A 23812-nucleotide genomic window follows, 5' to 3' on the forward strand; every position below is an offset into this window, starting at 1 on the left:
CTATGGTCAGTTGCAACTAACCTGCGAAAAGAACTGGCCCGAGATGTTCTGGTACATGCTGGCCACGATCGGTCTGCACCCGGTCGCTTGCTGAAAGGCGGCTATGGCCTGAATGGTGCGCAGGCGCGGCGGTGGGCCAAAGGGGTTCAGGTTGTTGTTGTCGCGCGTCGCGCGGTACACGACCGGAGCGTCCGAGACCTGTGTCACCGCCCAGGTGCGGCTCATGACAAAAACCTGCTTGGTTTCTTCCTTTGCGGCGACAGGCGTTGCATCAAATGCCGTCAAACCAATCGCAACAGCCAGTGCCAGCATCGTTACACGCAGTACCATTGAACAATCTCCAGTGCTAAAATCCGCTATCATTTCACCAGATTCACGCGCTTCTGTGAACCCCTGACCGAAAAAAGCGTTTAAAAGCCTAGCGTTTGGACAACATCAGCGGCATGTGCCGGTTCACATCCTTGTAAAGCAGATAGCGAAAGCGCCCAGGTCCGCCTGCATAGCAGGCCTGCGGGCAAAAGGCGCGCAACCACATGTAATCGCCGGCCTCTACCTCGACCCAATCCTGGTTCAGCCGATAGACCGCCTTGCCTTCCAGCACGTACAACCCGTGTTCCATGACATGGGTTTCGGCAAAGGGAATCACGCCGCCGGGTTCGAAATTGACGATGTTGACGTGCATGTCATGACGCAGATCCTGCGGATCGGTGAAGCGGGTCGTGGACCAGCGCCCCTCAGTTCCGGGCATTTCGACGGGCGATACATCACGTTCATTGGTGATGATCGGATCTGGCGCAGGCAGGCCGGGAACGGCTTCATAGGCTTTGCGAACCCAGTGGAATCGGGCGGTTTTTTCGGCGCCGTTTTGCAGCGTCCAATCCGATCCGGGCGGGATATAGGCGTATCCGCCGGTTTCGAGGACATGGACAGCACCTCCTAATGTCAGGGTCACCTCACCTTCGACAACAAAGAGAACGCCCTGCGCCTGAGGGTCAGTTTCAGGGTGGTCGCTGCCGCCGCCGGGCTGAACTTCCATGATGTATTGCGAAAACGTCTCGGCAAATCCGCTGAGGGGGCGGGACAGAACCCAAAGCCGGGTGCCTTCCCAGAACGGTAGATTGCTGGTGACGATGTCGCGCATGGTGCCTTTGGGGATAACCGCATAAGCGTCGGTAAACATGGCGCGGTCGGTCAACAGCTGGTCTTGTCCGGGGTGTCCGCCTGTGGGCGCGTAATAGGTGGGCTGTGCCATTTCATGCCTCTGGTTCGTGTTTGAGGCACTATGAGGCGATTGGCGCGGCGGTCCTAGCACCCGAGTCGCGATAGGTTTGTTCGGTATTATTTGAAGGTCGGCCAGCGGGGCTTGGCCCCCGTTCCTCGGCGGTATAGTCTTGTGACCAAACTTATTTTAGCAAGGCGAGAAGATCATGAAAGCCTGGATTTCACACTTTTTTGCAGCAGCCGTTGTGATCGGCGCGGTTTCACTGGCACAGGCCAAGCCACTTTCGAGAATCATCGCTGAAATGGGGTTGAGCCCCGAAGACTACAGTGTCGTCAACGCCACGACCAATGCGATGTTGGCAGATGGAACGCCTCAGGTCGGAACCGAACGTAACTGGTCGAACGACGACACCGGATCAAAAGGTACTGTCCGGGTGCGCGAGGTTCGGGACAATTGCGTGCATCTTCAGCATTTCATTGTGCCTGCCGGGGCCGAACAATCACGCGAAGTCAGAACCCGCAACTGCCGGGACGCCGGCGGAAACTGGGTTCTGACGCCCTGATTTCGACTCAGTAGCCGCGTGTGCGGTCGACTTCGTGCAGTAAGGGCTTCCCTGCGGACAACCGTTGGAAATTCTCTGCAACGTCCGCCAATGCTTCGCCTAAGTGCCAGCCAGAAACATGCGGAGTGATTGTGACGCCAAGGTGTGCCCAGAGCGGACTGTCTGAGGGCAAGGGTTCTGTACTGGTTACGTCCAGAACGGCGTGGCCGGGCGTTCCACGGTCCAAGGCTTCGATCAGCGCAATTTCGTCAATCAGATCACCACGCCCTGCATTCAACAGCTGACTGCCGGGCTTCATGGCGGCCAACATCTGCGCATCGAACAAGCCGACAGTTTGCGGCGTGGACGGCAGAATGGCGCAAACGTGGTCGCATTGGCCAAGCAACGTCGGCAGCGCATCCTCGCCATGCAGGCAGGTCACGCCTTCGATTTCTTTCGGGGATCGGCTCCATCCCATGACCTGAAATCCGATGGCGCGCAGCATCCTGGCGCTGCGGGTGCCGATATGGCCCAGGCCCAGAACGCCCACTACGGTGTCCGGCGTGAATATCGGGGCTTTGGGCACCCATTCTGCCTTGCGCTGGGCAGCTTCGTGAAATGCCATGTTCCGTTGATGGTGAAGGACATAAGCGACGAACCACTCGGCAATACCTTGCGCGGGCGCATCGGGCTTGAGCCGTGCGATACGGACGTGATCGGGCAAGCTCGGGTTGCCAACAATCGTTTCTACGCCCGCGCCCAGTTTCTGGACCAGTTGCAGGTTCGGCAGCCGTTTGGGGTGGTCGTTGTTCAGGCCGACAACAGCGACCATGGTGATTTCGCTTGCATCTCCAATCGTTTCCCGGGTTCGCACATCCGCGCCGGGGTTTATGTTTCGGATCGTTTTGGCGATGTCATCATCGCTTATCCAGTCGGTCAGACCGGTTTCGATCAGTAGCGCCATGAATCACCCTCGCAATTTCATTTTGATTGAGTTGACGTTCCGTCACACAGCTAGACATTCTATCGGCAGCTAAGTCATTCTCTGTTCAAAGGTAAAGCCCGCTCTTTGGGCCTGAGGAGGAAAGCTCATGAACATGTCATTCGGTCTGCGCGAAGAAAATCGCGCACTGCTACAACGTGTGGCAGATATGATCCGGGATGAGATCATGCCGCTGGAAGAAGAATACCAGGCCGAAATCGATAAGGGCGACCGCTGGCAATACACCGAACGTCAGGCTGAAATCCTCGAAGGGTTGAAAGCCAAAGCCAAGGCTGCCGGACTTTGGAACTTTTGGTTGACAGACAGCGACAAGGGCTTTGGCTTGACCACGGTCGAGTATGCTTACTTCGCCGAAGAGATGGGCAAAACGCCTCTTGGGGCCGAGGTGTTCAACTGTTCGGCCCCCGATACCGGTAATATGGAAGTGTTCGAGCGCTATGGCACGGACGAGATGAAAGAGCAGTGGCTGAAACCCCTGCTGAACGGCGATATCCGGTCCGCGTATTTGATGACAGAGCCGGACGTGGCGTCATCGGATGCTACGAATGTATCGATGTCCTGTGTGCGGGACGGGGACGACTATGTACTGAATGGTGAAAAATGGTGGTCATCGGGGGCGGGTGATCCACGGTGCAAGGTCTATATCGTCATGGTCAAGACGGCAGGTGACGAGCAACCCAAACACAAGCGGCAGTCGATGATTGTTGTGCCTGCCGATGCGCCAGGGATCGAGGTTCTGCGACCGATGCAGGTTTACGGCCACGATGATGCCCCGCACGGCCACATGCACATTCGCTTTACCAACGTTCGGGTTCCCGCCGAGAATATCCTGCTGGGCGAAGGCCGCGGGTTCGAGATCGCGCAAGGTCGCCTTGGGCCCGGCCGTATACACCATTGTATGCGCGCAATTGGTCAGGCTGAAACGGCGCTGGAACAGATGTGCAAACGGTCGCTGCAGCGCGAAGCCTTCGGCAAGAAACTGGCGCAGCTGGGGGCCAATTTCGATATTATTGCCGAATGCCGGATGGAGATTGAAATGGCGCGCTTGCTGTGCTTGAAGGCTGCCTGGTACATGGATCAGGGCGATGCCCGTGCGGCGGCACCCTGGATTAGCCAGATCAAGGTCGTTGCCCCGCGTGTCGCACTCAAAGTCATCGATGAGGCCGTTCAGATGTTCGGCGGGCAGGGGGTCAGTCAGGACACGCCCCTGGCGACGGCCTGGACCCATGTGCGTACTTTGCGGCTGGCCGATGGGCCGGATGCGGTACACCGCCGTCAGGTGGCGCGGGCCGAGTTGAAAAAGCACACGCAGGAAAAAGTCTGAGGTTCTAGATGGTGCTGAAACCGGATCTGAAGGAACAATCCTATTTCCACGTTCGGACTGACGGAGCTTTTGTCGGCAATGATCCCGCACGCGGGCCGTGGTCTGCGGATCATTGTCATGCGGGCCCGGTCGCGGGGCTGATCGTTCGTGCAGCTGAAACAGAGGTTGGGCCGGAAAAGATGTTGACACGGCTGACGGTGGATCTGCTGCGCCCGCTACCGTTGGCAGGTTTGCGTGTGGCGGCAGAAACGACGCGCCATACCAAAACGTTAGCGACGACGCGTGTCACGGTGCACGATCTGGATGACACGCTGTGTGCCACGGCTACGACAATGCACATAGTACGGCGTGATTTGGGGCCGGTTCCAAACATCACGATGCCGCCGCCCAATCTTGACGACGCAGTGACTGGCCCGTTCCCGATTGGCGAAACCCTCCACGACCTGCCGGGATTCGCAAACCATTCGGATATTCTCTACCCCAAGGATGGTAACCAGAACGCCGGTCCAAAGACGGTCTGGATGCGCACCCCGAAGCTGTTGGAGGGCGAGGCGCAATCGCTGATTCAGGCGCTATGCCCTCTGGCGGATTGCGGGAACGGGATCTCGTGGAATGCACCAACATCTGAGATGGGGTTCATGAACACGGACCTGACGGTGCAGATTCAACGCGAACCCACGTCGGACTGGTTGGCCTCACAGTCCTTATCCCATTGGCAATCGTCGGGAATAGGAATGTCACAATCGGTTCTGTTCGACACCGAAGGCCCGGTCGGAACAGCCCTGCAGACGTTGGTTTTGTTCCCGCCGAAGTGACCGGTTTGGCCGGTTCCTGCACGGGTCTGTCGAAACACGTTGCCGGGCACGGGCCAAGCCCCTATCTTTTGCCTATGCGATGGCTCATAACCCTTTTCTCCTGTTGCCTGCCGGTTCCGGTATTGGCCCACCCGCATGTCTTTATCGACACCGGGCTGGAATTTATTGTGGATGATAGCGGCCAGTTGACCCATGTCAGGGTAACTTGGGCGTATGATGAGCTTTTCTCTTTGTTTCAGCTTGAAGATATGAAGCTGGATCAGGATTCCGATGGCATTCTGACCGAGAGCGAAGAAAAGTTTCTGTCCGGCTTTGATGCCCAGTGGGTCGAAGGATATAATGGCGATCTCGTGGTGTTCGCCGATGGTGCGCCGGTCGATTTGTCAGGGCCGATGGAGGCCAAAGCGACCACCGAGGATGGCCGTATCGTGACAACCCACTTGCGCGCGGTGGAAGGCGGTGGAGTGCCGGCAACCGCAGTCGTCGCAAAAGCATATGATGAATCTTACTACACGGCTTATGAAGTGACCCGCCCGGTATCGGTATCTGGACCCACCTCTTGTCAGATCAGCCGGATTGACGCGGATATTGACGGGCAACTGGCGCAGATGCAGGCGTTCCTACAGACCTTGGACGCCGACTATGACCTTGAAGAAAACGATATCCCCCTGGTTGGGGAAAGCTTTGCGACCGAGGTCCGTCTTTCATGTCCAAGTACCTGATTGTTCCTGTAGCCATCGCCGTTGGTCTGTTGCTGTGGTTTTGGGGCAGCGGTGGTTTTGACCATTTGGCCGCTTGGGCCGCTGGTGAGCAGCGGGAGTTTCAGAACCAGATCGCCCGCGCTTTGCGCGCCGCGCGTGCGGAACAACCCGAGGCCGTGGCAACACTGCTGACAGTCTGTTTTGCTTACGGCTTTTTTCACGCCGTCGGTCCTGGCCACGGCAAAGTACTGATCGGCGGTTATGGGTTGGGTCGCAACGTGGCCTTTCTGCGCCTGTCCGCGATCAGCTTGTTGTCCAGCTTGGGGCAGGCGGTGACGGCAGTGGTTCTGGTCTATGCCGGAGTACTGGTGTTCCAGATGTCTCGGGCAAGCCTTGTCGACACGACTGAAAAGGTTATGGCCCCGATCAGCTATGGTGCCATTGCAGCGATCGGTTTGTGGTTGATTTTTCGGTCCATTCGCAGTTTTGCGCGACGCCATCGCAGCCAAAACGTGCATCATCATGGCCACGACCACTCGCACGACCACTCGCACGAGGATGGTCACGAACATCACGACCATGACCATGGTGTCTGTTCTGATTGTGGGCATCGCCATGGTCCTACTGCCGACGAAGTGGCCCAAGTCGGTAGCCTGCGCGAAGCGGTGGTGTTGATCGCAGGAATTGCCGCGCGCCCCTGTACCGGAGCTCTCTTTGTTCTAATCCTGACGTGGCAGATGGGTATCGCGATGGTCGGCATTGCTGGCGCTTTCGCAATGGCGCTGGGCACGGCGACCGTCACAACTCTGGTCGGTTGGACGTCGTTCGGACTGCGCGGAGGGCTTCTGGCCTCGGCTTCGGCGACGCGATTTGCCTCGGTTCTGGCTCCGACGATTGAACTGGTGGCAGGGCTGCTGATCGCCGTGATTGCAAGCGGTCTGCTGTTGCGCGCGATTTAACCGAACACGGACTCCGGGTACCTGACCCGCGCCAGATACAGCCCTTGCGGCGGACATACCGGCCCGCAAGCGGCGCGGTCGGTGGCCTCCAACGCATCCCGTACATCTTCGGGCGACCATGTTCCGGCACCAACACGTTCAAGCGTTCCAACAAAGCTGCGCACTTGATTGTGCAGGAAAGACCGGGCGCGAACGTGAAAATGAACCTCTGGTCCGGAAAAGCCTTCAACCTGTTCGACCCGCAGCTCATCCAAGGTTTTGACCGGGCTTGCAGCCTGACAAATCGAAGACCGGAACGTGGTAAAATCATGCCGCCCGATCAGCATGTCCGCGCCCGCCTGCATCGCGTCTACGTCCAGTTGATGGTTGATCCGCCAGACCTGCCCAGCGTCATGCGTAGCAGGTGCGCGGCGCATCAGGATGCGGAACAGGTATTGCCGTTCGAGCGCTGAAAACCGCGCATGCCAGTCATCGTCTACCCGTGCTGCTTTAACGATGGCAACAGGCTGCGGTTTAAGGTGATAGTTCAGCGCCTCAGACAGGCGGAACGGATCCCAGTCCTTGATCAGATCACTATGCGCAACCTGTCCCAGTGCGTGCACACCCGCGTCTGTACGCCCGGCCGCGGCAATTGTGTGATCGCCGGGTTGAATACATGACAAGGCCTGTTCGATTGCCCCTTGAACAGACGGCAATTCCTTTTGCCGCTGCCATCCGGCAAACGGCTCCCCCTGGTATTCGACTTTCAGCGCGTATCTAGGCATGGCCTGCTGGTAACGCGCCGTGCCGCTACGGGCAAGAGTGGGAAAGCGCTGGTATGTCCGACAGCCGCTACCTATCTTGGGAAAAACGAAAAAAGCGGGGCGACGGTTTGGTCATCTCATCTCTGGCAGACAGTCTGACGCGCGGCGTCGAATCCGTGGGTGACCGCGTGTCTGAGGCATTGTTTGAGCCGGTGATCCGACTGGGTGTCACCGGGCTGGCGCGTTCAGGAAAGACAGTATTCATCACGTCTCTGGTCGCGAACTTGCTGGACCGGGGGCGGATGCCGGGCCTCGTGGCGCAGCAAGAAGGGCGGATCAACGCGGCTTACCTGCAGCCGCAACCAGACGACACCGTGCCCCGGTTCGACTACGAAAATCACCTGGCGGCGCTGACCGGGCCTCAGCCGCACTGGCCCGAAAGTACGCGCGCAGTGTCAGAACTGCGTTTATCGTTCAAAGCCCGTCCCGCCGGGCTTTTGTCAGGGTTGCAGGGACCACGCACTATCCATCTGGATATCGTGGATTACCCCGGCGAATGGCTGCTGGATCTTGCGTTGCTGGACAAAACCTATGAGGTCTGGTCGCAGGAAACACTGGAGCGCATCGCCAATCGCAATGAGGCGACGACCTTTCTGGCGCAGGCAAAGGCGGTTGACCCTTCTGTCAGCCACGACGAACCAAAGGCCCAATCACTGGCCAAAGAATTCGCCTCTTATCTGAACGCAGCCCGCGATGCCGGGTTCTACGACTGTACGCCGGGGCGGTTCTTGCTGCCGGGCGATCTGGCAGGCTCGCCGGTGCTGACATTTGCACCCTTGCCGGTCGAGGGTCACGGCCCGCGACGCAGTCTGCACCGCGAGATGGCCCGGCGATACGAGGCCTATAAATCTCAGGTCGTGAAACCGTTTTTCCGCGATCATTTTTCCCGGATCGACCGTCAGGTGGTTTTGGTGGACGCGCTGGGCGCGATCCATAACGGGCCACAGGCAGTCGAGGATATGCGTCGCGCGATGGCCGATATCCTGTCGGCGTTTCGGCCCGGACGAAATGCGTGGCTTAGCCAGTTGTTGCTCGGCAAACGGGTCGAGCGTATCCTGTTTGCGGCCACCAAGGCGGACCATTTGCACCATCTTCAACACCACCGCCTGACCAATATCATGGAGGCCCTGACCCGCGAGGCGCGCGATCGCGCGAGCTTCGCCGGGGCCGAGACGGCGGCGCTGTCGCTGGCCTCGTTAAGGGCAACGACCGAGGAAATCCGCACCCATAACGGAGCCGAGCTGCCCTGCGTGCGTGGAACCTTGCTGGGCAGCGGCAAGCAGGCCGCTTTCTATCCCGGTGATCTGCCGGAAGACCCGACGCATTTGCTTGGCCCGGCGCGCAACGGGTCAGAAGGCTGGCTGGGCGGGGATTATGAGTTCATGGCATTCGCGCCGGCACACCTGACACTGCGGCCCGGGGATGGCCCGCCACACATACGGCTGGACCGCGCAGCCCAGTTCCTGATCGGAGACCGGCTGTGAATTTCATTCTTCGCCCCGCCCGCAGCACGGATGCCGGTGCCGCCGGAGAGATTTTGCATGGCTTCGCCCGTGAAAACGATTGGATGCCGGAACTGCACTCGCAGGCGGAAACCATCGCGTTTTGTGGCCGTATGATTGAATTGGATTGGGTGACCGTGGCCGAAACCGGTGACGGTGTGATCGGGTTTTTGGCGCTCAACGGTGCCGAAATCCACTCACTGTACCTGGCACCTGGGGTGCGGAGGCAGGGGATCGGTCAGCAATTGCTTGAACATGCCAAATCGTGCCGGTCCGAATTGTCATTGTTTGCGTTTCAGGCCAACCATCCAGCGCGCCAGTTCTATGAGCGCAACGGCTTTACCGAGGTTGCACGCAGCAGCGGCGCTGACAATGACGAGAACCTTCCGGACATAAAGTATGTCTGGAACAGTGAAGGAGCATCCAATGGCTAAGGGGCCGGTTCTGATTGATCTGGAGGGTGATGAACCCGCGGCTGATGTGTCGCAAGCACCTCCGGTCCCGGATATCGCACAACCTCAGGGTCAGGCGATGCAAGGTGCGGCGCGTTTGGCGGCGCACAAACCTTCGACCCTGTCGCGGTGGTTCTGGGGTTTGGCGCTTGCCGCGCTTGGGGCTGTTGTTTCAGTGGCGGCTTGGGACTTTGTGAATTCCCTGATTCTCCGCGCGCCGATCATAGGATGGGTGATTACGGGTTTGTTTGCAGCGCTGGTGTTGGTCGCATTGATCATCGCTGTGCGCGAGCTGGCCGCAATCGGACGGTTGTCCCGCGTGGACGGGATGCGTCACGCGGCCGATACTGCGTTGGCTGAGGATGATCTTGCGCAGGCGCGCGCAGTCACGAACCGATTGATCTCGTTTTACAAAGGCCGAGACGAAACCCGTTGGGGGCGCGATCGGCTGTCCGAACGGATCGACGAACAATTTGACGCGTCTGGTCTGCTGACCCTGGCCGAGGACGAGCTGCTGGCCCCGCTGGATGTCGCTGCCAGTCGCGAAGTCGAGGCTGCCGCGCGTCAGGTTGCAACGGTGACGGCGTTGGTGCCTTTGGCGCTTGCGGATGTTGCGACCGCGCTGGCCGCTTCTTTGCGGATGATCCGGCGTATCGCGGAAATCTATGGCGGGCGCGCAGGGTTTTTGGGCAGTTGGCGACTGACGCGGGCCGTGTTCGTGCACCTTGTGGCCACCGGGGCGGTGGCCGTGGGAGACGACCTGCTGGAACCTGTGCTTGGGGGATCAATCCTTAGCAAACTGTCGCGCCGGTTCGGCGAGGGGCTGGTCAACGGCGCGTTGAGTGCGCGAGTCGGGGTCGCCGCGATGGAGGTCTGCCGTCCGCTGCCCTTCTCGGATCGGCACAAGCCATCGACCCGCGGCATCATCAAACGTGCTCTGGCTGGCTTGTTTTCCAAAACTTGACCTGACGCAAGGTACAGTGGTTGGCTGTCGTGCATAACAGTGTCAGAGCCAGCCATGACCGATCACGGACACAGCCAGCAAGAGATTGCAGAACGCATCAACGCGCCACCGGGGCGCGGTGTTTTGCGGGATGTGGTCTATGGTGGGATCGATGGGTCCGTAACCACCTTTGCCATTGTGGCGGGTGTAGCCGGGGCGGGCCTGTCACCCTTTATTATCGTTGCGCTGGGACTGGCCAATGTATTGGCGGACGGGTTTTCCATGGCGGCGGGTAATTACTCGGGCACCAAGGCCGAGCTGGACAATATCCGCCGCATCCGGTCCATCGAAGAACGTCACATCAGACTATACCCGGAAGGCGAGCGGGATGAAGTGCATGCGATCTTGTCGCAAAAGGGCCTGTCGGGGCGCGTGCTGGATGAGGCCACGGACGCCATCACAGCCAACCGCGACAATTGGATCAATCTGATGATCGAGGGTGAATACGGATTGGGCAGCGTCGATCCGAACCCGTTCAAAGCCGCGATGGCAACGTTTTTGGCGTTTCTTGTGGCCGGCATGGTCCCGCTGCTGCCGTTTCTGCTGTCGTTCGATCGGGCTTTTCAGCTCTCGATTACCATGACCATGGCGGTCTTCTTTATCATCGGAGCTCTGAAAAGCAGGTGGTCACTGGCTCCATGGTGGCGGTCAGGTCTAGAGACTTTTGCGATCGGCGGCGCGGCCGCACTGATGGCGTATTTTGTTGGCTCGTTGTTCCATCCCTAGTTATAAGAAGTACCGCTGGGCACGCGGTGTAGATTGTCAATATTTCAAAGTCGATGATGGACCCTGATCTGATCCGGCGACGGTAAAACTTGTCGACGCCTGTTTCTCATCTGGTTCGATTGCCGCTGTGTTGGTCATCATCTGGTTGATGGTTGCCGGACTGTACCTTGGCTGGGGATAAGGCGTTCTGAACTGCGTAGCCCGCAAAAAACACGGTTTTTCGGACTGTTGCGCAGATCGACACCCGGCTAGGTTGACGGCACATTTGCCCGGAGGCCTCTGTTGGAATCGCTGCTCGTACTCGTTGGATTGATCGTTCTGGCCGTCCCGGTGGCCATCCTTGTTCTGTTGGTATCCCAGGTTCGACTGCGCCGCCGGGTGGAGCAACTTGAACAGCAGATTCGCACACTTGGTGGCGACCTGCCAGCGCCAGAAACAGTACCTGAATCGACGCAAGCGAGGGATAAAAAGAGCTCTCCGTGGCCGGCAATCAAAACAGAACCACCCGAGGTCGAAACGAAAGAAGGCACCTCAGCACCTGAGCCACAAAAGATACCCCTCCCCGAAACGGCGAAGGACGATCGAATCGCCGCACTGAGCGCTTGGCTGCGCGAGAACTGGTTCTATGCGGTATCCGCCCTGTCTTTGGCGCTGGCTGGCGTTTTTCTGGTCCAATACGGGGTCGAAAGCGGGTTGTTGTCGCCAACGATGCGCGTCATTGCGGCCCTGATGTTCGGCGCGACGCTGATCGGCGCGGGTGAGGTGATCCGCCGGAAGTATGGCGATGACGAGTCTTCAGCCACAGCTTACCTGCCATCGGTCTTTTCTGGGGCCGGGCTGGTGACGCTGTTCGGTGGCTTGCTGGCTGCAAGGCAGTTGTACGATCTGCTTGGTCCCGAAGCGGCCTTGATTGCCATGATTGCTGTTGCGCTTGTGGGGCTTGTTTTGGGCTGGTTCCACGGCCCCTTGCTGGCGGCCGTCGGTTTGATTGGTGCGTTTGCGTCACCCTTCGTGGTGGGCGGGACCTCGACCGATCCCGGCTGGTTGTACGGCTATTTCTTTGTGATCGCCGTCCTTGGGTTGGGTATCGACACCGTGCGGCGCTGGGCGTGGATATCCGTTCTGACGCTAGTCGGGGCTTATTCCGCGTGCCTGCTGCTGGTGCTTTCGGCACCCGCGACCGAGTCGGGGTATCTTGTCGGCGTAACTGCATTGGCGATCATCGCGATCGCGATCCCCGTGCGGCGGATCTGGCCGGAACACGAGGGGCGCATGATCAGCGAAATCGTTACGATCCAAAAGGGCCTCCAGTGGCCAGAGTTTCCGACACGCCTTGCCTTTGGCGCGGTGAGCGTCAGCGCAGTAATCCTGGCGATACACTGGCCAGACTCAGCGGCCGAATTTTGGCTGGGAATCATGCTGTTGGCAGGCCTGACGCTGGGTTTGCTGACCTGGGCAAGCCAGGCGCGGGCCCTGCAAGACCTGACCATACTGCCAGCCGCTGGTCTAACTTGGTTCGTACTGATCCAAGGGTGGGACAACGGCTCTGTCGCGCGCCGCTTCGCTGAAACCTATGCCGAAACCGCCGAGGCGGATTTCCCGTGGGCGGTTACCCTGTTGGTGGCACTGGGTGCATTGATCTCAGGCCTTTCAGCTTGGCGATCGTTTCGCGCAACCGAGTACCGGGCTGTATGGGCGGGCGGTGCCGCAGTATTTGCACCGTTGTTGGCAATCGCGCTGGAGCTTGGATGGCATCCCGATGAAGTTATCGGAGCCTATCCGTGGGCGCTGCATGCGGTTGCATTGGCGGTGATGATGGTTGTTCTGGCCGGGCGTTTCGCGCGCGTCGACGGCGAAAACCGGCTGCGGGCGGCTTTGGTGACCTTGTCGGCTTTGTCTTGCCTGACCTTTGCCTGCGTGATTGTCCTAAGTTCGGCTGCCCTGACAATTGCTTTTGTGGCCGTGATCGTGGCCGCGGCGGTGCTGGATCGGCGCTTTGATCTTCCACCTATGGGTTGGTTCATCTGGGCTGGCGTCTTCACTGTCACGCTCCGGCTTGTACTGAATCCCGGTCTGGATTGGGCAAACTCGGCACCGGTCGCAGAAATGGCGCTTGTCTATGCCACAGCTGCTGTTGGATTTCTGGCGGCCTGGGCCATCCTGCGCCCATTGAACCGTCCGGTCATCGCGCTGCTTCTGGAAAGCGCCGCCTGGGCGACGGCGGGCATCTTGCTGTCCTTGCTGTTGCTGCGCTGGCTCGAAGGGTTTGGCAACGGCGGTGCCCATGACAGCCACTGGGGGCTGGGGCTTTTGTCCTTGATCTGGCTGCTGCTGGCCTGCGCGCAGGTGCGGCGGTTCGAACTGGGCGGAAAACTGAATTACGCGCGCTACGGGCTGGCGTTGTTCTTTGCGGCACATGGTGTTGTTCGCCTGGCGCAGGCGCTGACCGAGGCGAACCCATTGCTGAATGCGCAAGCTGATCCGGTTCTTGGGGTGCCAATACTGAATACCCTCGCCGTGGCTTACCTGTTGCCCGCCATTGTTTTGGCTCTGTCGGCTGCTTGGCTGCCTGCACTGCACCCGCGATGGAAACAAGGGTGCTTCGGTCTGGCAACAGCCTTGGGTGCCGTCTGGCTGGGCCTGACCATTCGCCATGTTTGGCAGGGGGCCAGCGGTATGTACGAAGGCAACGGTGTCACCCAGCCCGAGCTATACACCTACACCATGGCCCTACTGCTGATCGGTGCGGGGCTGTTTTATCAGTCACTCGCCCGTCGATCGGACATGATGCGCAAGGCGGGGTTGGTCGTCATTGGGCTTGCCGTGGCCAAGGTGTTCCTGGTCGATATCGCTGGTTTGGGGGGGCTGATCCGGGTGTTCTCACTGCTGGCGCTGGGCCTTGCGCTGGCCGGTTTGGCGTGGTTGAACCGGTGGGCCACGCTGCGCCATTCGCCGCATGGGGCGGAACCTCTGGACCATTAGGCGCGGGCGTCCTATAAGCCCGGCATGTATGACCGGATGGCCATCATTATTCGAATTATATCCCCGGCGCTCTGATTTCGCGAGACGCCGGGCAAAGGTGCTTGAGAATTCGCACTGACCGCTTCGATCCAAACACGACAAGATCATCCTGAGGACGCCCCAAATGTGCGCCGACACGACCCAAACACCTGATTACAAAGACACGCTGAACCTGCCCAAAACCGACTTCCCCATGCGCGCTGGCCTGCCCAAGCGCGAGCCCGCGTGGTTGGAACGGTGGGGGAAAATCGGTGTCTATGACCGCCTGCGTGAAAAAGAGAACCGCACGGCCTTTACCCTGCATGATGGCCCTCCGTACGCCAACGGCCACCTGCATATCGGCCACGCGCTGAACAAAACCATCAAGGACATGATCGTGCGGTCCCATCAGATGATGGGTCATGATGCGCGCTATGTGCCCGGCTGGGACTGTCACGGCCTGCCAATCGAATGGAAGATCGAGGAACAGTACCGCAAGAAGGGCAAGAACAAGGACGAGGTGAACATCGTCGACTTCCGTCAGGAATGCCGCAAGTTTGCCGAAGGCTGGATCGACGTCCAGCGCGAAGAATTCAAGCGCCTTGGTATCACCGGCAACTGGCCCGATCCCTACATCACAATGGACTATCACGCCGAGGCTGTGATCGCCGACGAGTTCATGAAGTTCCTGATGAACGGCACGCTCTATCAGGGCTCGAAGCCCGTGATGTGGTCGCCCATTGAGAAAACCGCGCTGGCCGAAGCCGAGGTCGAGTATCATGACAAGGAAAGCTTCACTATCTGGGTGAAATTCAAAGTCGTAAATGCTGGCGATCTGGATGACGCGTTTGTTGTAATCTGGACAACGACGCCATGGACGATGCCGTCGAACAAGGCTGTCGTCTACGGTAAGGACATCTCTTACGGCCTCTACGAAGTCACCGGAGCACCAGAAGAATGCTGGGCTAGTGCCGGAGACAAGTTCCTGCTGGCCGACAATCTGGCCGCCGACGTGCTGGGCCGTGCACGCCTGAACGACGACCAGTGGACTCGCGTGCGTGACGTAACCACCGATGAATTGGCCGGTGTCCAGTTGACCCACCCGCTGGCCGGGGCCGAAGGTGGCAATGGCGAATGGGACGACATCCGCGACTTCCGCGCCGCTGAGTTTGTAACTGACACCGAAGGAACCGGTTTTGTCCACTGTGCGCCGTCGCATGGTATGGAGGAATTCGAACTGTACCGTGATCTAGGCATGCTCGAGCAAGTCATCACCTACAACGTGATGGACGATGGCTCGTTCCGCGCTGACCTGCCGTTCTTTGGCGGTAAGTTCATCCTGTCCCGCAAGGGCGGTGAAGGTGATGCGAACAAAGCCGTCATCGACAAGCTGGTCGAGGTTGGCGGGCTGCTGGCGCGTGGCAAGATCAAGCACAGCTATCCGCATTCGTGGCGCTCGAAGGCTCCGATCATCTACCGTAACACGCCGCAGTGGTTTGCGTCTGTTGATCGCAAACTGGACGACGGCATGGGTGAGATGGGTGACACCATCCGCGAACGCGCGCTGCGGTCTATCGACGAGCTGGTGAAATGGACGCCGCAGACAGGCCGTAACCGCCTGTACTCGATGATCGAAGCGCGCCCGGACTGGGTCTTGTCCCGCCAACGCGCCTGGGGTGTGCCGCTGACATGCTTTACCAAGAAGGGCGCTCTGCCCACCGACGCGGATTACCTGCTGCGCAACGAGGAACTCAACGCCCGCATCAAGGCGGCGTTCGAGAAAGACGGCGCGGATATCTGGTACACTGACGGCTTCAAAGAACAGATCCTCGACGGCATCGCCAACCCGGATGACTACGATCAGGTGTTTGACGTTCTGGACGTGTGGTTCGACTCTGGTTCGACCCATGCCTTCGTACTACGCGACCGTGAGGATGGCACTGAAGACGGCATCGCGGACGTCTACATGGAAGGCACCGACCAGCACCGCGGATGGTTCCATTCGTCCATGCTGCAGGCTTGCGGCACCAAGGGGCGTGCGCCGTATCGCAACGTGGTAACCCATGGCTTCACGCTGGATGCCAAGGGCAACAAGATGTCCAAATCTCTGGGCAACACTATCGTGCCGGAAGAGGTTATCAAGCAATATGGTGCCGATATCCTGCGCCTTTGGGTGGCTCAGACCGACTACACCGCGGATCAGCGGATCGGGCCGGAGATTCTGAAAGGTACCGCCGACAGCTATCGTCGCCTGCGTAATACCATGCGGTTCATGCTGGGTTCGCTGGCGGACTTCACCGAAGCGGATCGTGTCGCGCCTGAGGATATGCCGCGTCTGGAACGCTGGGTTCTCAGCCGTCTGGCCGATCTGGATGAACAGGTGCGCAAAGGTTATGCATCCTTCGACTTCCAGGGCGTGTTCAGCGCCGTGTTCACCTTTGCCACGGTCGATCTGTCTTCCTTCTATTTCGACGTCCGCAAGGATGCGCTGTACTGCGACGGCGACAACCTGCGTCGCCGTTCTGCGCGCACCGTGCTGGATATCCTGTTCCACCGACTGACCACATGGCTGGCCCCGGTTCTGGTCTTCACCATGGAAGAGGTCTGGTTGGAGCGGTTCCCCGGCGATGACAGCTCGGTCCATCTGGTGGATTTCCCCGAAACCCCTGCCGACTGGCGCAATTCAGAACTTGAGGCTGCTATGGTCAAGATTCGCCGTGTTCGCCGCGCGGTGACTGCAGCGTTAGAAATCCAGCGTCAGGACAAGGTCATCGGATCCAGCCTTGAGGCCGCACCAATCGTGCATGTCGAAGACAATGACACCCGCGATCTGCTGGCCACTTTCGACGTGGACGACATGTGCATCACGTCTGGCCTGACCGTTTCGGGCGACCCGGCCCCTGCCGAGGCGTTCCGTGTGCCGGAAATCGAAGGCGTTGGCGTCGTGTTCGAAAAAGCAGATGGCGAGAAATGTCAGCGTTGCTGGAAGATCCTGCCGGATGTTGGTCGGCATTCCCACGCGGGTGTGTGTGGGCGCTGCGACGAAGCGCTGGGCTAAACATTCGAACCCCCGGCGTCACCCGCCGGGGGTTTTTCTTTCCCCGCTTGCGCTGGCCCCGGCGATCTGAAACGCTGTGTCCATGCCGATGATTTCCGTTGATACGCAGTTTGGCCGCCTTGGCATTGAAGAAACAGATGGCGCCATCACACGCCTTGTGTGGGATGGGCAGGACGACGGGCCGGACACACCCCTGTTGCAGGAAGCCGCCGCACAGTTAACCGCATATAACGAGGGGCGTCTCGAGCGGTTCGATCTGCCGTATCGTGTTGCCGGGTCAGACTTTCAGCGCAATGTCTGCGACCTGATGTATGCCATTCCGCTGGGCGAGACCCGAACGTACGGGGACATCGCGAAAGAGCTTGGGCAGCCACCCCAACCGGTGGGGCAGGCCTGCGGTGCGAACCCCATACCGGTGATTATACCTTGCCATCGGGTGCTGTCTGCCAACGGTCTGGGCGGGTTCTCGGGCGATGGTGGTGTCGAAACCAAAGTGGCCTTGCTGCGTCATGAACGAGCGGCGGGCCTTCTGATCTGAGGCGCGAAAATCAGTTGCAATCCCAGAGTTCGCGGCCCAACCTATATCAGTTACTGAATTTGAAGGACCGTATTGCATGACCGCCCATACAGACCCGGCCGCTCGCAAAAAGGCCATCATAGACCGCCTGATGTCGCTGGAAGAACAGGAACTGGCAACTGCGCAGGCGCATTACGACGCATTTCTAAAAGACTCGCAGCTGGACGACCGCGAAGGGCATGACAAGGATGACATTGCCGCCTCGCGCGAGAATGCGGATCTGGCGGCGGCGTTCGATGCACCCGTTCATGCGCACCACGCCAAGATTGATGTGATCGAGAACACGGATTTCAGCCTGACGGACCGGGTTCAGCCAGGCGCTGTTGTCAAGTTCAACAACCGCCGTTTCGTGGTCTGTGTTTCGACTACACGGTTCGAGGTGGACGGCAAAACCTATATGGGTATTTCAACCCAGAGCCCGATCTACCTGACCATGACCGGTCTGCAAGAGGGTGATGTGTTCACCCATAACGGCACCGAGTTCGAGGTTGAGGAAATCCTGTAGCGTTCAGTTGTTGCGCAGCGGGATAATTTGCTGCCCAATACCAGCTGAAACCAGGTAGAGGCTTGTAATCACCAACCCCCAATGCGCCCAGCTTTCGGGATGGAAATCGACCCAGGCAGCCCAACCGGCGAAGAACGTCCAGGCGAACGCGATGGGCAGTGACACGTTGCGCCAGCGTTCCGTCCGCACCGGGTGAATGAACTTCAACGGTAGGAACATCGCCAGCGACAACAGTGAAACCAGCAGCAGGATCACCCAGAAATTGGGCTCAAGCGCGAAGATCACGATGACAAACATGTTCCAGCAACCCGGAAACCCAGAGAACGAATTGTCCTTGGTTTTCATCCGCGTGTCCGCGAAATACATGGCGCTGGCAAAGGTGATCACGATGATCGCAAACCAGCCTGTCCAACCGTCCATCAGCCCCGATTTGAACAGCGCAAAGGCCGGAATGAACACGTAGGTCAGATAGTCGATGATCAGGTCCAGAAGAACACCGTCAAATTCCGGTGCGTTCTTTTTGACATGGTAGTGGCGCGCAAGCGGGCCGTCGATTCCGTCCACGATGAACGAGATCACAAGCCACAGATACATAAGGCTCCACTTTTCTTCGACCGCGGCCAGCATGGCCAACATTGCAAAGACGGCACCGGTCGCGGTGAACAGATGTACGGAAAGGGCTTTGAGTTTTATTGTCATTTGTGTCTCTTGGACGATGCGCGCTGCAGATGCAAACTAAAAGCCGGGTAAGGGTACAGCCCAGGCGTTATCGTGGGACCTGCGATCAGGCCTTGGGGTGCGCGCGGTTGTAGACTTCCATCAATCGGGCCGTATCTACGGCCGTATAGGCCTGCGTGGTGGAAAGCGAGGCATGGCCCAACAATTCCTGAATGGCGCGCAGATCGCCCCCTGCGGACAGCAGGTGGGTGGCAAAACTGTGCCTTAAAGCGTGCGGCGTGGCGGTTGCGGGCAGACCAAGCTGCATGCGCGCCTTGGCCATCACGCCCTGAATTGCACGGGGATTGAGCGCACCGCCCCGCGCCCCACGGAACAAAGCCTTTTCCTGGGATTGTGGATGCGGGCAAAGCTGCAGGTAACGGTCAACGGCGGTGCGGGCGGCCGGAATCACCGGAACGATGCGTTCTTTTCCGCCCTTTCCCACAATACGCAAGCTACCCGGCACAGGTGCGTCGCTTCCTGTCAAAGACAGCGCCTCAGAGATGCGTAAACCGCAGCCATAGAGCAATGTGACGACAGCAACATCGCGCGCCGAGATCCAGTCGTTTGACGACTGAAGTTCGACCGTGTCGATCATCGCGCGGGCCGCATCTTCGGCCAGCGGGCGGGGGAGTTTTTGAGTAAACTTTGGCGCGCGTGTGGACAGAACGGCGGTGGGTTCGAACCCTTCGCGTTCAGCCAGCCATCGGTAGAAGCTTTTGACCGCCGATAGCTTGCGCGCTAAGGATCGCGCGCCAACACCTGCGCTGCGCTGATCGGCCATCCAGGCGCGCATGTCGGACACGGTGATGCGGGCCAGCGCTGCCAATCCCTGCCGTTCACTGTGGTGTAGTGTCATGAAAGACAGGAAGTCGGTGACATCACCACGATAGGCGGCTTGGGTGTTTTCCGATCGCCCTGCCAGCGCGCTCAGGCTGTCCAGCCAGTACTGTAACGCGTCGCGGCAGGCAGGTGAGATCAGGCTCACGACAACCAGTGGCGCATCGAGCGTTCGAATACGCCAGCGAAGAACGACAGAAGATCAGTGCCCAGCTGCGGCGAGAAGTGGTTGCGGTCCCTTGCGCTCATCACGATCATGCCGGGCAACCGACCCTCGCCCAGATCCAACCGCAGGCAAGCCTCGGACCGCAGGTGATCTGCGTTGGGTCCAAAAATCCTGTGCGTCGGGTGGAGGATCTCGCGCAGAACCACGTCGCGAGCGGGGCCGCCGCGGTCGAAGGTCAGGTAATTGTCCACGAAACCGGGTTCGACTACGGACAAAACACCGCCCAGAGTGTCGATGGCGGGGTCTTCCTGTGTGGCTGTGGATTCCAGAATCAGCTTGATACGATCAACGCGCAAGATTTCGACCACATCCGAGCCGAGCGTGCGCAGGAAATCTTCGAATTCGGCCGGTTCCAGCATGCGGATAACGGCACGATGCACCTGATTTGTGCCTGCAAGGTTTTCATATGCTGCGGCGATAACGGACCGGTGGGTGTCTTCCAGCCTGTCCAGCCGTTCCTCGAGCCGTTGCATGGCGATGCCGCGCAGGTCGATGACGTTGTCCCCGCGCGCCTGTTCGTTGGCTGTCACAAGTGCCTGCATCAGGTCCTTGTCGTCCAGCACGGCGTCTGGTTTAGCCAGAATCGCGGCGCGCAAGTTGTCCTGGAGTTTGGTGTTGCTGCTCATGTCCCGCTCGGTCTTTTTTTGTTGAGGGGCTTATAACATGAGTTATGGCGGTTTCCTTGGAAAAAATGCATTGGCGGTGCATTTCATTCCCACTGTGACCTACGGCTCCCGCCTGCGAAACCTTGATCAAAGATCAAGGCTTGGCAGTTGTGCCGGGCGCGGCACCTGACGGTGCCGCGCGGTCGCGCAAAGAGTCAGAGGATTTTCTGACCTGTCTTGGCCCAGTCGGCCAGGAAGGTTTCCAGACCTTTGTCCGTCAACGGGTGATCGGCCAGTTTCTTGATCACGGCAGGCGGTGCGGTGATCACGTCAGCACCGATGCGGGCGCTGTCGGTCACGTGGTTCACGGTGCGGATTGAAGCGGCCAGAATTTCGGTTTCAAAACCGAAATTGTCATAGACCTGACGGATATCCGCGATCAGATCCATGCCATCAAGGTTGATGTCATCCAGGCGACCGATGAAGGGCGAGATGAAGGTTGCGCCCGCCTTTGCGGCCAAAAGCGCCTGGTTGGTCGAGAAGCAGAGTGTGACGTTGACCATCTGGCCTTCGTCGCTGAGCGTCTTGCAGGTTTTCAGACCGGCCCATGTCAGCGGAACTTTCACGGCGATATTCGGCGCGATCTTGGCCAGCTTGCGGCCCTCGGCGATCATGTCGTCTGCTTCGGTGGCCACAACTTCGGCTGAAACCGGGCCGTCGACCAGATCACAGATTTCCTTGGTCACTTCCAGAATGTCACGACCTGATTTCAGGATCAGCGAGGGGTTGGTGGTCACGCCGTCCACCATGCCCAGATCGTTCAGTTCGGCAATGGCGTCGATCTCGGCTGTGTCTACGAAGAATTTCATGCGGGCAGTCCTTTGATGGGTTGGCCTTGGTCGCGGATGGCTTTACCTCAAAGAGACCCATGCTGGAACCCCCGAGCCCAAGGATATGCGTTGAGCACTCAGGAGTATTTCGACCACGGAGAGCTGGTTGCGGTTCTGACCGCACAACCGCTGGACCGGACGCTGGATTACAAGGCGCCCGAGGGGGGCTGTTTTCTGGGGGCGTTCGTAGAGGTTCCGCTGGGGCCGCGCAAAGTACTGGGTGTCGTCTGGGGGCCGGGACAGGGCGGGTTCGACCTGAACAAGGCGCGATCCGTGATCCGGGTGCTTGAGGTCGCGCCGATGCGCGAAGAAATGCGGCTGTTTCTGGGGAAGGTTGCCGATTACACCCTGACACCGATGTCCGCGATGTTGCGGCTGGCAACCCGAGCGCCGGGTTTGGGTGATCCGCCGTCGATGCGTAAGGTTTATCGGTTGGGTAATGGCGAGCCGGACCGGATGACCGACGCACGCACCCGTGTGCTGGAGGTACTCCGCAACTATGGCGGGCTGGCGTTCACCCTGAAAGAACTCGCCGAACAGGCCGGAGTGACGTCTTCGGTCGTCAAAGGGTTGGTCAAGCAGGGCGCTGTACGGGAAGAAGATAGCCCGCGCGATTTGCCCTATCCGCATCTGGATCCGGATTTGCCGGGCAAAGCGTTGACCGACGATCAGGCGGCGGCGGTTGAGAAGTTGCAGAAGGGCCAGCGGTCTGGGGAATATGGAACCACGCTGCTTAAGGGCGTGACGGGTTCGGGCAAGACCGAGGTGTATCTGGAGGCGGTCGCAGAGGCGCTGCGGATGGGCCGACAAGCCTTGGTTCTGCTGCCCGAGATCGCTCTGACAGCGGAATTCCTGACGCGGGTTGAGGCGCGGTTCGGTGCACGCCCAGCCGAGTGGCATTCCGGCGCGACCATGACCGAACGCCGCCGGGTCTGGCGGATGGTCGGGCAGGGGGATGCGCAAATGGTAATTGGCGCGCGCTCAGCGTTGTTCCTGCCATTCCGTAACCTTGGCCTGGTGGTGGTCGATGAGGAACACGACACCTCGTACAAACAAGAGGACGGCGTGCATTACAGCGCGCGGGACATGGCTGTTCTGCGGTCCGCCATTTGTGGCGGGCGGGTGATTCTGGCCAGCGCAACACCTTCGCTGGAAAGCTGGGCCAACGCCGAGGCGGGAAAGTACGAACGGGTTGATCTGACCTCGCGGTTTGGGGCGGCGGTGTTGCCGGAGATGAAGCCCATCGACATGCGGGCCGAACAGATGCAACCGGGGACATGGATTTCTCCGTTTTTGCGGCAGGCGGTGATGCAGCGGATCGAGAAGGGCGAGCAATCGCTGCTGTTCATCAACCGCCGTGGGTATGCGCCGGTGACCCTGTGCCGCGCTTGCGGGGAACAGATTGCCTGTGATCACTGTGACGCCCGAATGGTCGAGCACCGGTTTCTGAAACGGCTGATGTGTCACCAATGCGGTGAGACCAAGCCGATGCCCGAGGAATGTCCCTCATGCGGCGTCGAGGGCAAGTTGGCCCCGGTCGGCCCGGGGATCGAGCGGCTGGCCGAGGAGGCTGAGGCGACGTTTCCCGATGCCAAGATCGCGATGCTGAGTTCCGATTTGTTTGGCTCGGCCCGCGCCCTGAAAGCCAAGATCGAAGAGATTGCCGAGGGCGATGCCGATATCGTCATCGGTACGCAGCTGGTCGCGAAGGGGCACAACTTTCCCAATCTGACTTTGGTCGGGGTAATCGATGCCGACCTTAGTCTGCACGGGGCGGACCTGCGCGCCGCTGAGCGGACATTCCAGTTGATGCGGCAAGTCGCAGGTCGGGCAGGCCGGGCGGACAAGCCAGGGCAGGCCCTGTTGCAGACATTCCAGCCCGAGCATCCTGTAATCCGCGCTATTCTTTCAGGTGACGAAGAAGGATTTTGGAAGGCCGAGGCCGCCGGACGGCAGGCAGCAGGTGTGCCGCCATACGGCCGTATGGCCGGGATCGTCCTGTCCGGACCTGAGGTTGGACCAGTTTTTGATATTGGAAATGCAATGGCCCGAAACGATGCGCCACTGCGTGATATCGGGGCACAGGTATTTGGCCCGGCACCGGCGCCTATTGCGAGGATTCGCGGCAGACACCGCGTGCGATTGCTGGTCAAGGCACCCAAGGGCGCACCGATTCAGGACGCGATAGCACGCTGGATCGCACCCTTGCGCCTGAAGGGTGACCTGCGTTTGACCGTGGATATCGATCCGCAGAGTTTCTACTGACCTCTGCATCAGCGCAGATCGATTGTGCGCGCACTGCTTCGGCCTCGCCAAAATCTGAAAATGGGCGTAGAGGAGTCC

At 59.4% G+C, this 23812-nt stretch carries 22 protein-coding genes; 14 read left to right on the forward strand and 8 right to left on the reverse strand.

The genetic code is table 11. The features are described 5' to 3' along the window. Positions 1-6 precede the first annotated feature (6 nt). The gene (locus tag AC2FFP_RS14465) at positions 7-330 is read right to left on the reverse strand and encodes a hypothetical protein (RefSeq protein WP_496767080.1); all 324 of its coding nucleotides are present in this window, start codon (positions 328-330) and stop codon (positions 7-9) included. Between the two features lie 88 nt (positions 331-418). Next, positions 419-1252 carry a bifunctional allantoicase/(S)-ureidoglycine aminohydrolase gene (locus AC2FFP_RS14470; protein WP_496767079.1) on the reverse strand — a complete coding sequence of 278 codons (834 nt, stop codon included), beginning with the start codon at positions 1250-1252 and terminating at the stop codon, positions 419-421. 175 nt (positions 1253-1427) lie between these two features. Here AC2FFP_RS14470 and AC2FFP_RS14475 point away from each other — a divergent pair, with 175 nt between their 5' ends. Beyond that, positions 1428-1784: a hypothetical protein gene (locus AC2FFP_RS14475; protein WP_496767078.1), complete on the forward strand. Its 357-nt coding sequence runs from the start codon at positions 1428-1430 to the stop codon at positions 1782-1784. A gap of 7 nt (positions 1785-1791) precedes the next feature. Here the strand turns inward: AC2FFP_RS14475 and AC2FFP_RS14480 are convergent, their stop codons facing one another. Next, positions 1792-2727, reverse strand: coding sequence for a 2-hydroxyacid dehydrogenase (locus tag AC2FFP_RS14480; protein WP_496767077.1), 936 nt, complete (start codon positions 2725-2727; stop codon positions 1792-1794). Positions 2728-2854: 127 nt separating this feature from the next. Here AC2FFP_RS14480 and AC2FFP_RS14485 point away from each other — a divergent pair, with 127 nt between their 5' ends. From AC2FFP_RS14485 to AC2FFP_RS14500, 4 genes are all read left to right on the forward strand, one after another. Continuing rightward, positions 2855-4090, forward strand: coding sequence for an acyl-CoA dehydrogenase family protein (locus AC2FFP_RS14485; protein WP_496726847.1), 1236 nt, complete (start codon positions 2855-2857; stop codon positions 4088-4090). Between the two features lie 8 nt (positions 4091-4098). Beyond that, entirely contained in the window at positions 4099-4905 is an 807-nt protein-coding gene (locus tag AC2FFP_RS14490) for a thioesterase family protein (RefSeq protein ID WP_496779526.1), read from the forward strand. 74 nt (positions 4906-4979) lie between these two features. Continuing rightward, the gene (locus tag AC2FFP_RS14495) at positions 4980-5627 is read left to right on the forward strand and encodes a DUF1007 family protein (protein WP_496726849.1); all 648 of its coding nucleotides are present in this window, start codon (positions 4980-4982) and stop codon (positions 5625-5627) included. Beyond that, the gene (locus AC2FFP_RS14500; protein WP_496779522.1) at positions 5612-6565 is read left to right on the forward strand and encodes a nickel/cobalt transporter; all 954 of its coding nucleotides are present in this window, start codon (positions 5612-5614) and stop codon (positions 6563-6565) included. Before AC2FFP_RS14495 ends, AC2FFP_RS14500 begins: the two co-directional genes overlap by 16 nt. On the opposite strand, the gene truA is transcribed toward AC2FFP_RS14500, so the two are convergent. Beyond that, a complete protein-coding gene (gene truA, locus AC2FFP_RS14505; RefSeq protein WP_496767072.1) occupies positions 6562-7329 on the reverse strand; it encodes a tRNA pseudouridine(38-40) synthase TruA in 768 nt (255 codons plus the stop codon). The two genes, AC2FFP_RS14500 and truA, sit on opposite strands and share 4 nt — an antisense overlap. Positions 7330-7436: 107 nt before the next feature. Between truA and AC2FFP_RS14510 the strand changes: the two genes are divergently transcribed. The 8 genes from AC2FFP_RS14510 to AC2FFP_RS14545 all read left to right on the forward strand — a co-directional run bounded on the left by AC2FFP_RS14510 (position 7437) and on the right by AC2FFP_RS14545 (position 18191). Then, entirely contained in the window at positions 7437-8852 is a 1416-nt protein-coding gene (locus AC2FFP_RS14510; protein ID WP_496844497.1) for a YcjX family GTP-binding protein, read from the forward strand. Next, positions 8849-9304 carry a GNAT family N-acetyltransferase gene (locus AC2FFP_RS14515; RefSeq protein WP_496767071.1) on the forward strand — a complete coding sequence of 152 codons (456 nt, stop codon included), beginning with the start codon at positions 8849-8851 and terminating at the stop codon, positions 9302-9304. The genes AC2FFP_RS14510 and AC2FFP_RS14515 overlap by 4 nt, the downstream gene beginning before the upstream one ends. Continuing rightward, positions 9297-10286, forward strand: coding sequence for a YcjF family protein (locus AC2FFP_RS14520; protein ID WP_496726854.1), 990 nt, complete (start codon positions 9297-9299; stop codon positions 10284-10286). The genes AC2FFP_RS14515 and AC2FFP_RS14520 overlap by 8 nt, the downstream gene beginning before the upstream one ends. Before the next feature lie 54 nt (positions 10287-10340). Then, complete coding sequence (locus AC2FFP_RS14525; RefSeq protein WP_496767070.1) at positions 10341-11051, forward strand: VIT1/CCC1 transporter family protein; 711 nt, start codon at positions 10341-10343, stop codon at positions 11049-11051. A gap of 282 nt (positions 11052-11333) precedes the next feature. Next, positions 11334-14033, forward strand: coding sequence for a DUF2339 domain-containing protein (locus AC2FFP_RS14530; RefSeq protein WP_496844489.1), 2700 nt, complete (start codon positions 11334-11336; stop codon positions 14031-14033). Positions 14034-14196: 163 nt separating this feature from the next. Beyond that, entirely contained in the window at positions 14197-17109 is a 2913-nt protein-coding gene (gene ileS / locus AC2FFP_RS14535; RefSeq protein WP_496767068.1) for an isoleucine--tRNA ligase, read from the forward strand. Positions 17110-17191: 82 nt separating this feature from the next. Continuing rightward, positions 17192-17647, forward strand: coding sequence for a methylated-DNA--[protein]-cysteine S-methyltransferase (locus tag AC2FFP_RS14540; RefSeq protein WP_282120675.1), 456 nt, complete (start codon positions 17192-17194; stop codon positions 17645-17647). Positions 17648-17723: 76 nt separating this feature from the next. Next, entirely contained in the window at positions 17724-18191 is a 468-nt protein-coding gene (locus AC2FFP_RS14545; protein ID WP_058273207.1) for a hypothetical protein, read from the forward strand. Between the two features lie 3 nt (positions 18192-18194). On the opposite strand, the gene AC2FFP_RS14550 is transcribed toward AC2FFP_RS14545, so the two are convergent. The 4 genes from AC2FFP_RS14550 to fsa form a co-directional block, all read right to left on the reverse strand. Next, a complete protein-coding gene (locus AC2FFP_RS14550) occupies positions 18195-18890 on the reverse strand; it encodes a CDP-alcohol phosphatidyltransferase family protein (protein WP_496881189.1) in 696 nt (231 codons plus the stop codon). An 85-nt stretch (positions 18891-18975) separates the two neighbouring features. Beyond that, positions 18976-19896, reverse strand: coding sequence for a tyrosine recombinase XerC (locus AC2FFP_RS14555; RefSeq protein WP_496844490.1), 921 nt, complete (start codon positions 19894-19896; stop codon positions 18976-18978). Further along, complete coding sequence (locus AC2FFP_RS14560) at positions 19893-20600, reverse strand: DUF484 family protein (RefSeq protein ID WP_058273210.1); 708 nt, start codon at positions 20598-20600, stop codon at positions 19893-19895. Before AC2FFP_RS14560 ends, AC2FFP_RS14555 begins: the two co-directional genes overlap by 4 nt. 194 nt (positions 20601-20794) lie before the next feature. Continuing rightward, positions 20795-21448, reverse strand: a complete 654-nt coding sequence (gene fsa, locus AC2FFP_RS14565) for a fructose-6-phosphate aldolase (RefSeq protein ID WP_496767066.1) — start codon at positions 21446-21448, stop codon at positions 20795-20797. Positions 21449-21538: 90 nt separating this feature from the next. Here fsa and AC2FFP_RS14570 point away from each other — a divergent pair, with 90 nt between their 5' ends. Next, positions 21539-23734, forward strand: coding sequence for a primosomal protein N' (locus tag AC2FFP_RS14570; RefSeq protein WP_496767065.1), 2196 nt, complete (start codon positions 21539-21541; stop codon positions 23732-23734). Positions 23735-23812: the final 78 nt, after the last annotated feature.

This window comes from Ruegeria sp. YTSC004, assembly GCF_059609805.1.

Coding starts and splice junctions, on each gene's coding strand:
- AC2FFP_RS14465 (WP_496767080.1), bottom strand. CDS start 330: ATGGTACTGCGTGTAACGATGCTGGCACTGGCTGTTGCGATTGGTTTG.
- AC2FFP_RS14470 (WP_496767079.1), bottom strand. CDS start 1,252: ATGGCACAGCCCACCTATTACGCGCCCACAGGCGGACACCCCGGACAA.
- AC2FFP_RS14475 (WP_496767078.1), top strand. CDS start 1,428: ATGAAAGCCTGGATTTCACACTTTTTTGCAGCAGCCGTTGTGATCGGC.
- AC2FFP_RS14480 (WP_496767077.1), bottom strand. CDS start 2,727: ATGGCGCTACTGATCGAAACCGGTCTGACCGACTGGATAAGCGATGAT.
- AC2FFP_RS14485 (WP_496726847.1), top strand. CDS start 2,855: ATGAACATGTCATTCGGTCTGCGCGAAGAAAATCGCGCACTGCTACAA.
- AC2FFP_RS14490 (WP_496779526.1), top strand. CDS start 4,099: ATGGTGCTGAAACCGGATCTGAAGGAACAATCCTATTTCCACGTTCGG.
- AC2FFP_RS14495 (WP_496726849.1), top strand. CDS start 4,980: ATGCGATGGCTCATAACCCTTTTCTCCTGTTGCCTGCCGGTTCCGGTA.
- AC2FFP_RS14500 (WP_496779522.1), top strand. CDS start 5,612: ATGTCCAAGTACCTGATTGTTCCTGTAGCCATCGCCGTTGGTCTGTTG.
- truA (WP_496767072.1), bottom strand. CDS start 7,329: ATGCCTAGATACGCGCTGAAAGTCGAATACCAGGGGGAGCCGTTTGCC.
- AC2FFP_RS14520 (WP_496726854.1), top strand. CDS start 9,297: ATGGCTAAGGGGCCGGTTCTGATTGATCTGGAGGGTGATGAACCCGCG.
- AC2FFP_RS14525 (WP_496767070.1), top strand. CDS start 10,341: ATGACCGATCACGGACACAGCCAGCAAGAGATTGCAGAACGCATCAAC.
- ileS (WP_496767068.1), top strand. CDS start 14,197: ATGTGCGCCGACACGACCCAAACACCTGATTACAAAGACACGCTGAAC.
- AC2FFP_RS14540 (WP_282120675.1), top strand. CDS start 17,192: ATGCCGATGATTTCCGTTGATACGCAGTTTGGCCGCCTTGGCATTGAA.
- AC2FFP_RS14545 (WP_058273207.1), top strand. CDS start 17,724: ATGACCGCCCATACAGACCCGGCCGCTCGCAAAAAGGCCATCATAGAC.
- AC2FFP_RS14550 (WP_496881189.1), bottom strand. CDS start 18,890: ATGACAATAAAACTCAAAGCCCTTTCCGTACATCTGTTCACCGCGACC.
- AC2FFP_RS14560 (WP_058273210.1), bottom strand. CDS start 20,600: ATGAGCAGCAACACCAAACTCCAGGACAACTTGCGCGCCGCGATTCTG.
- fsa (WP_496767066.1), bottom strand. CDS start 21,448: ATGAAATTCTTCGTAGACACAGCCGAGATCGACGCCATTGCCGAACTG.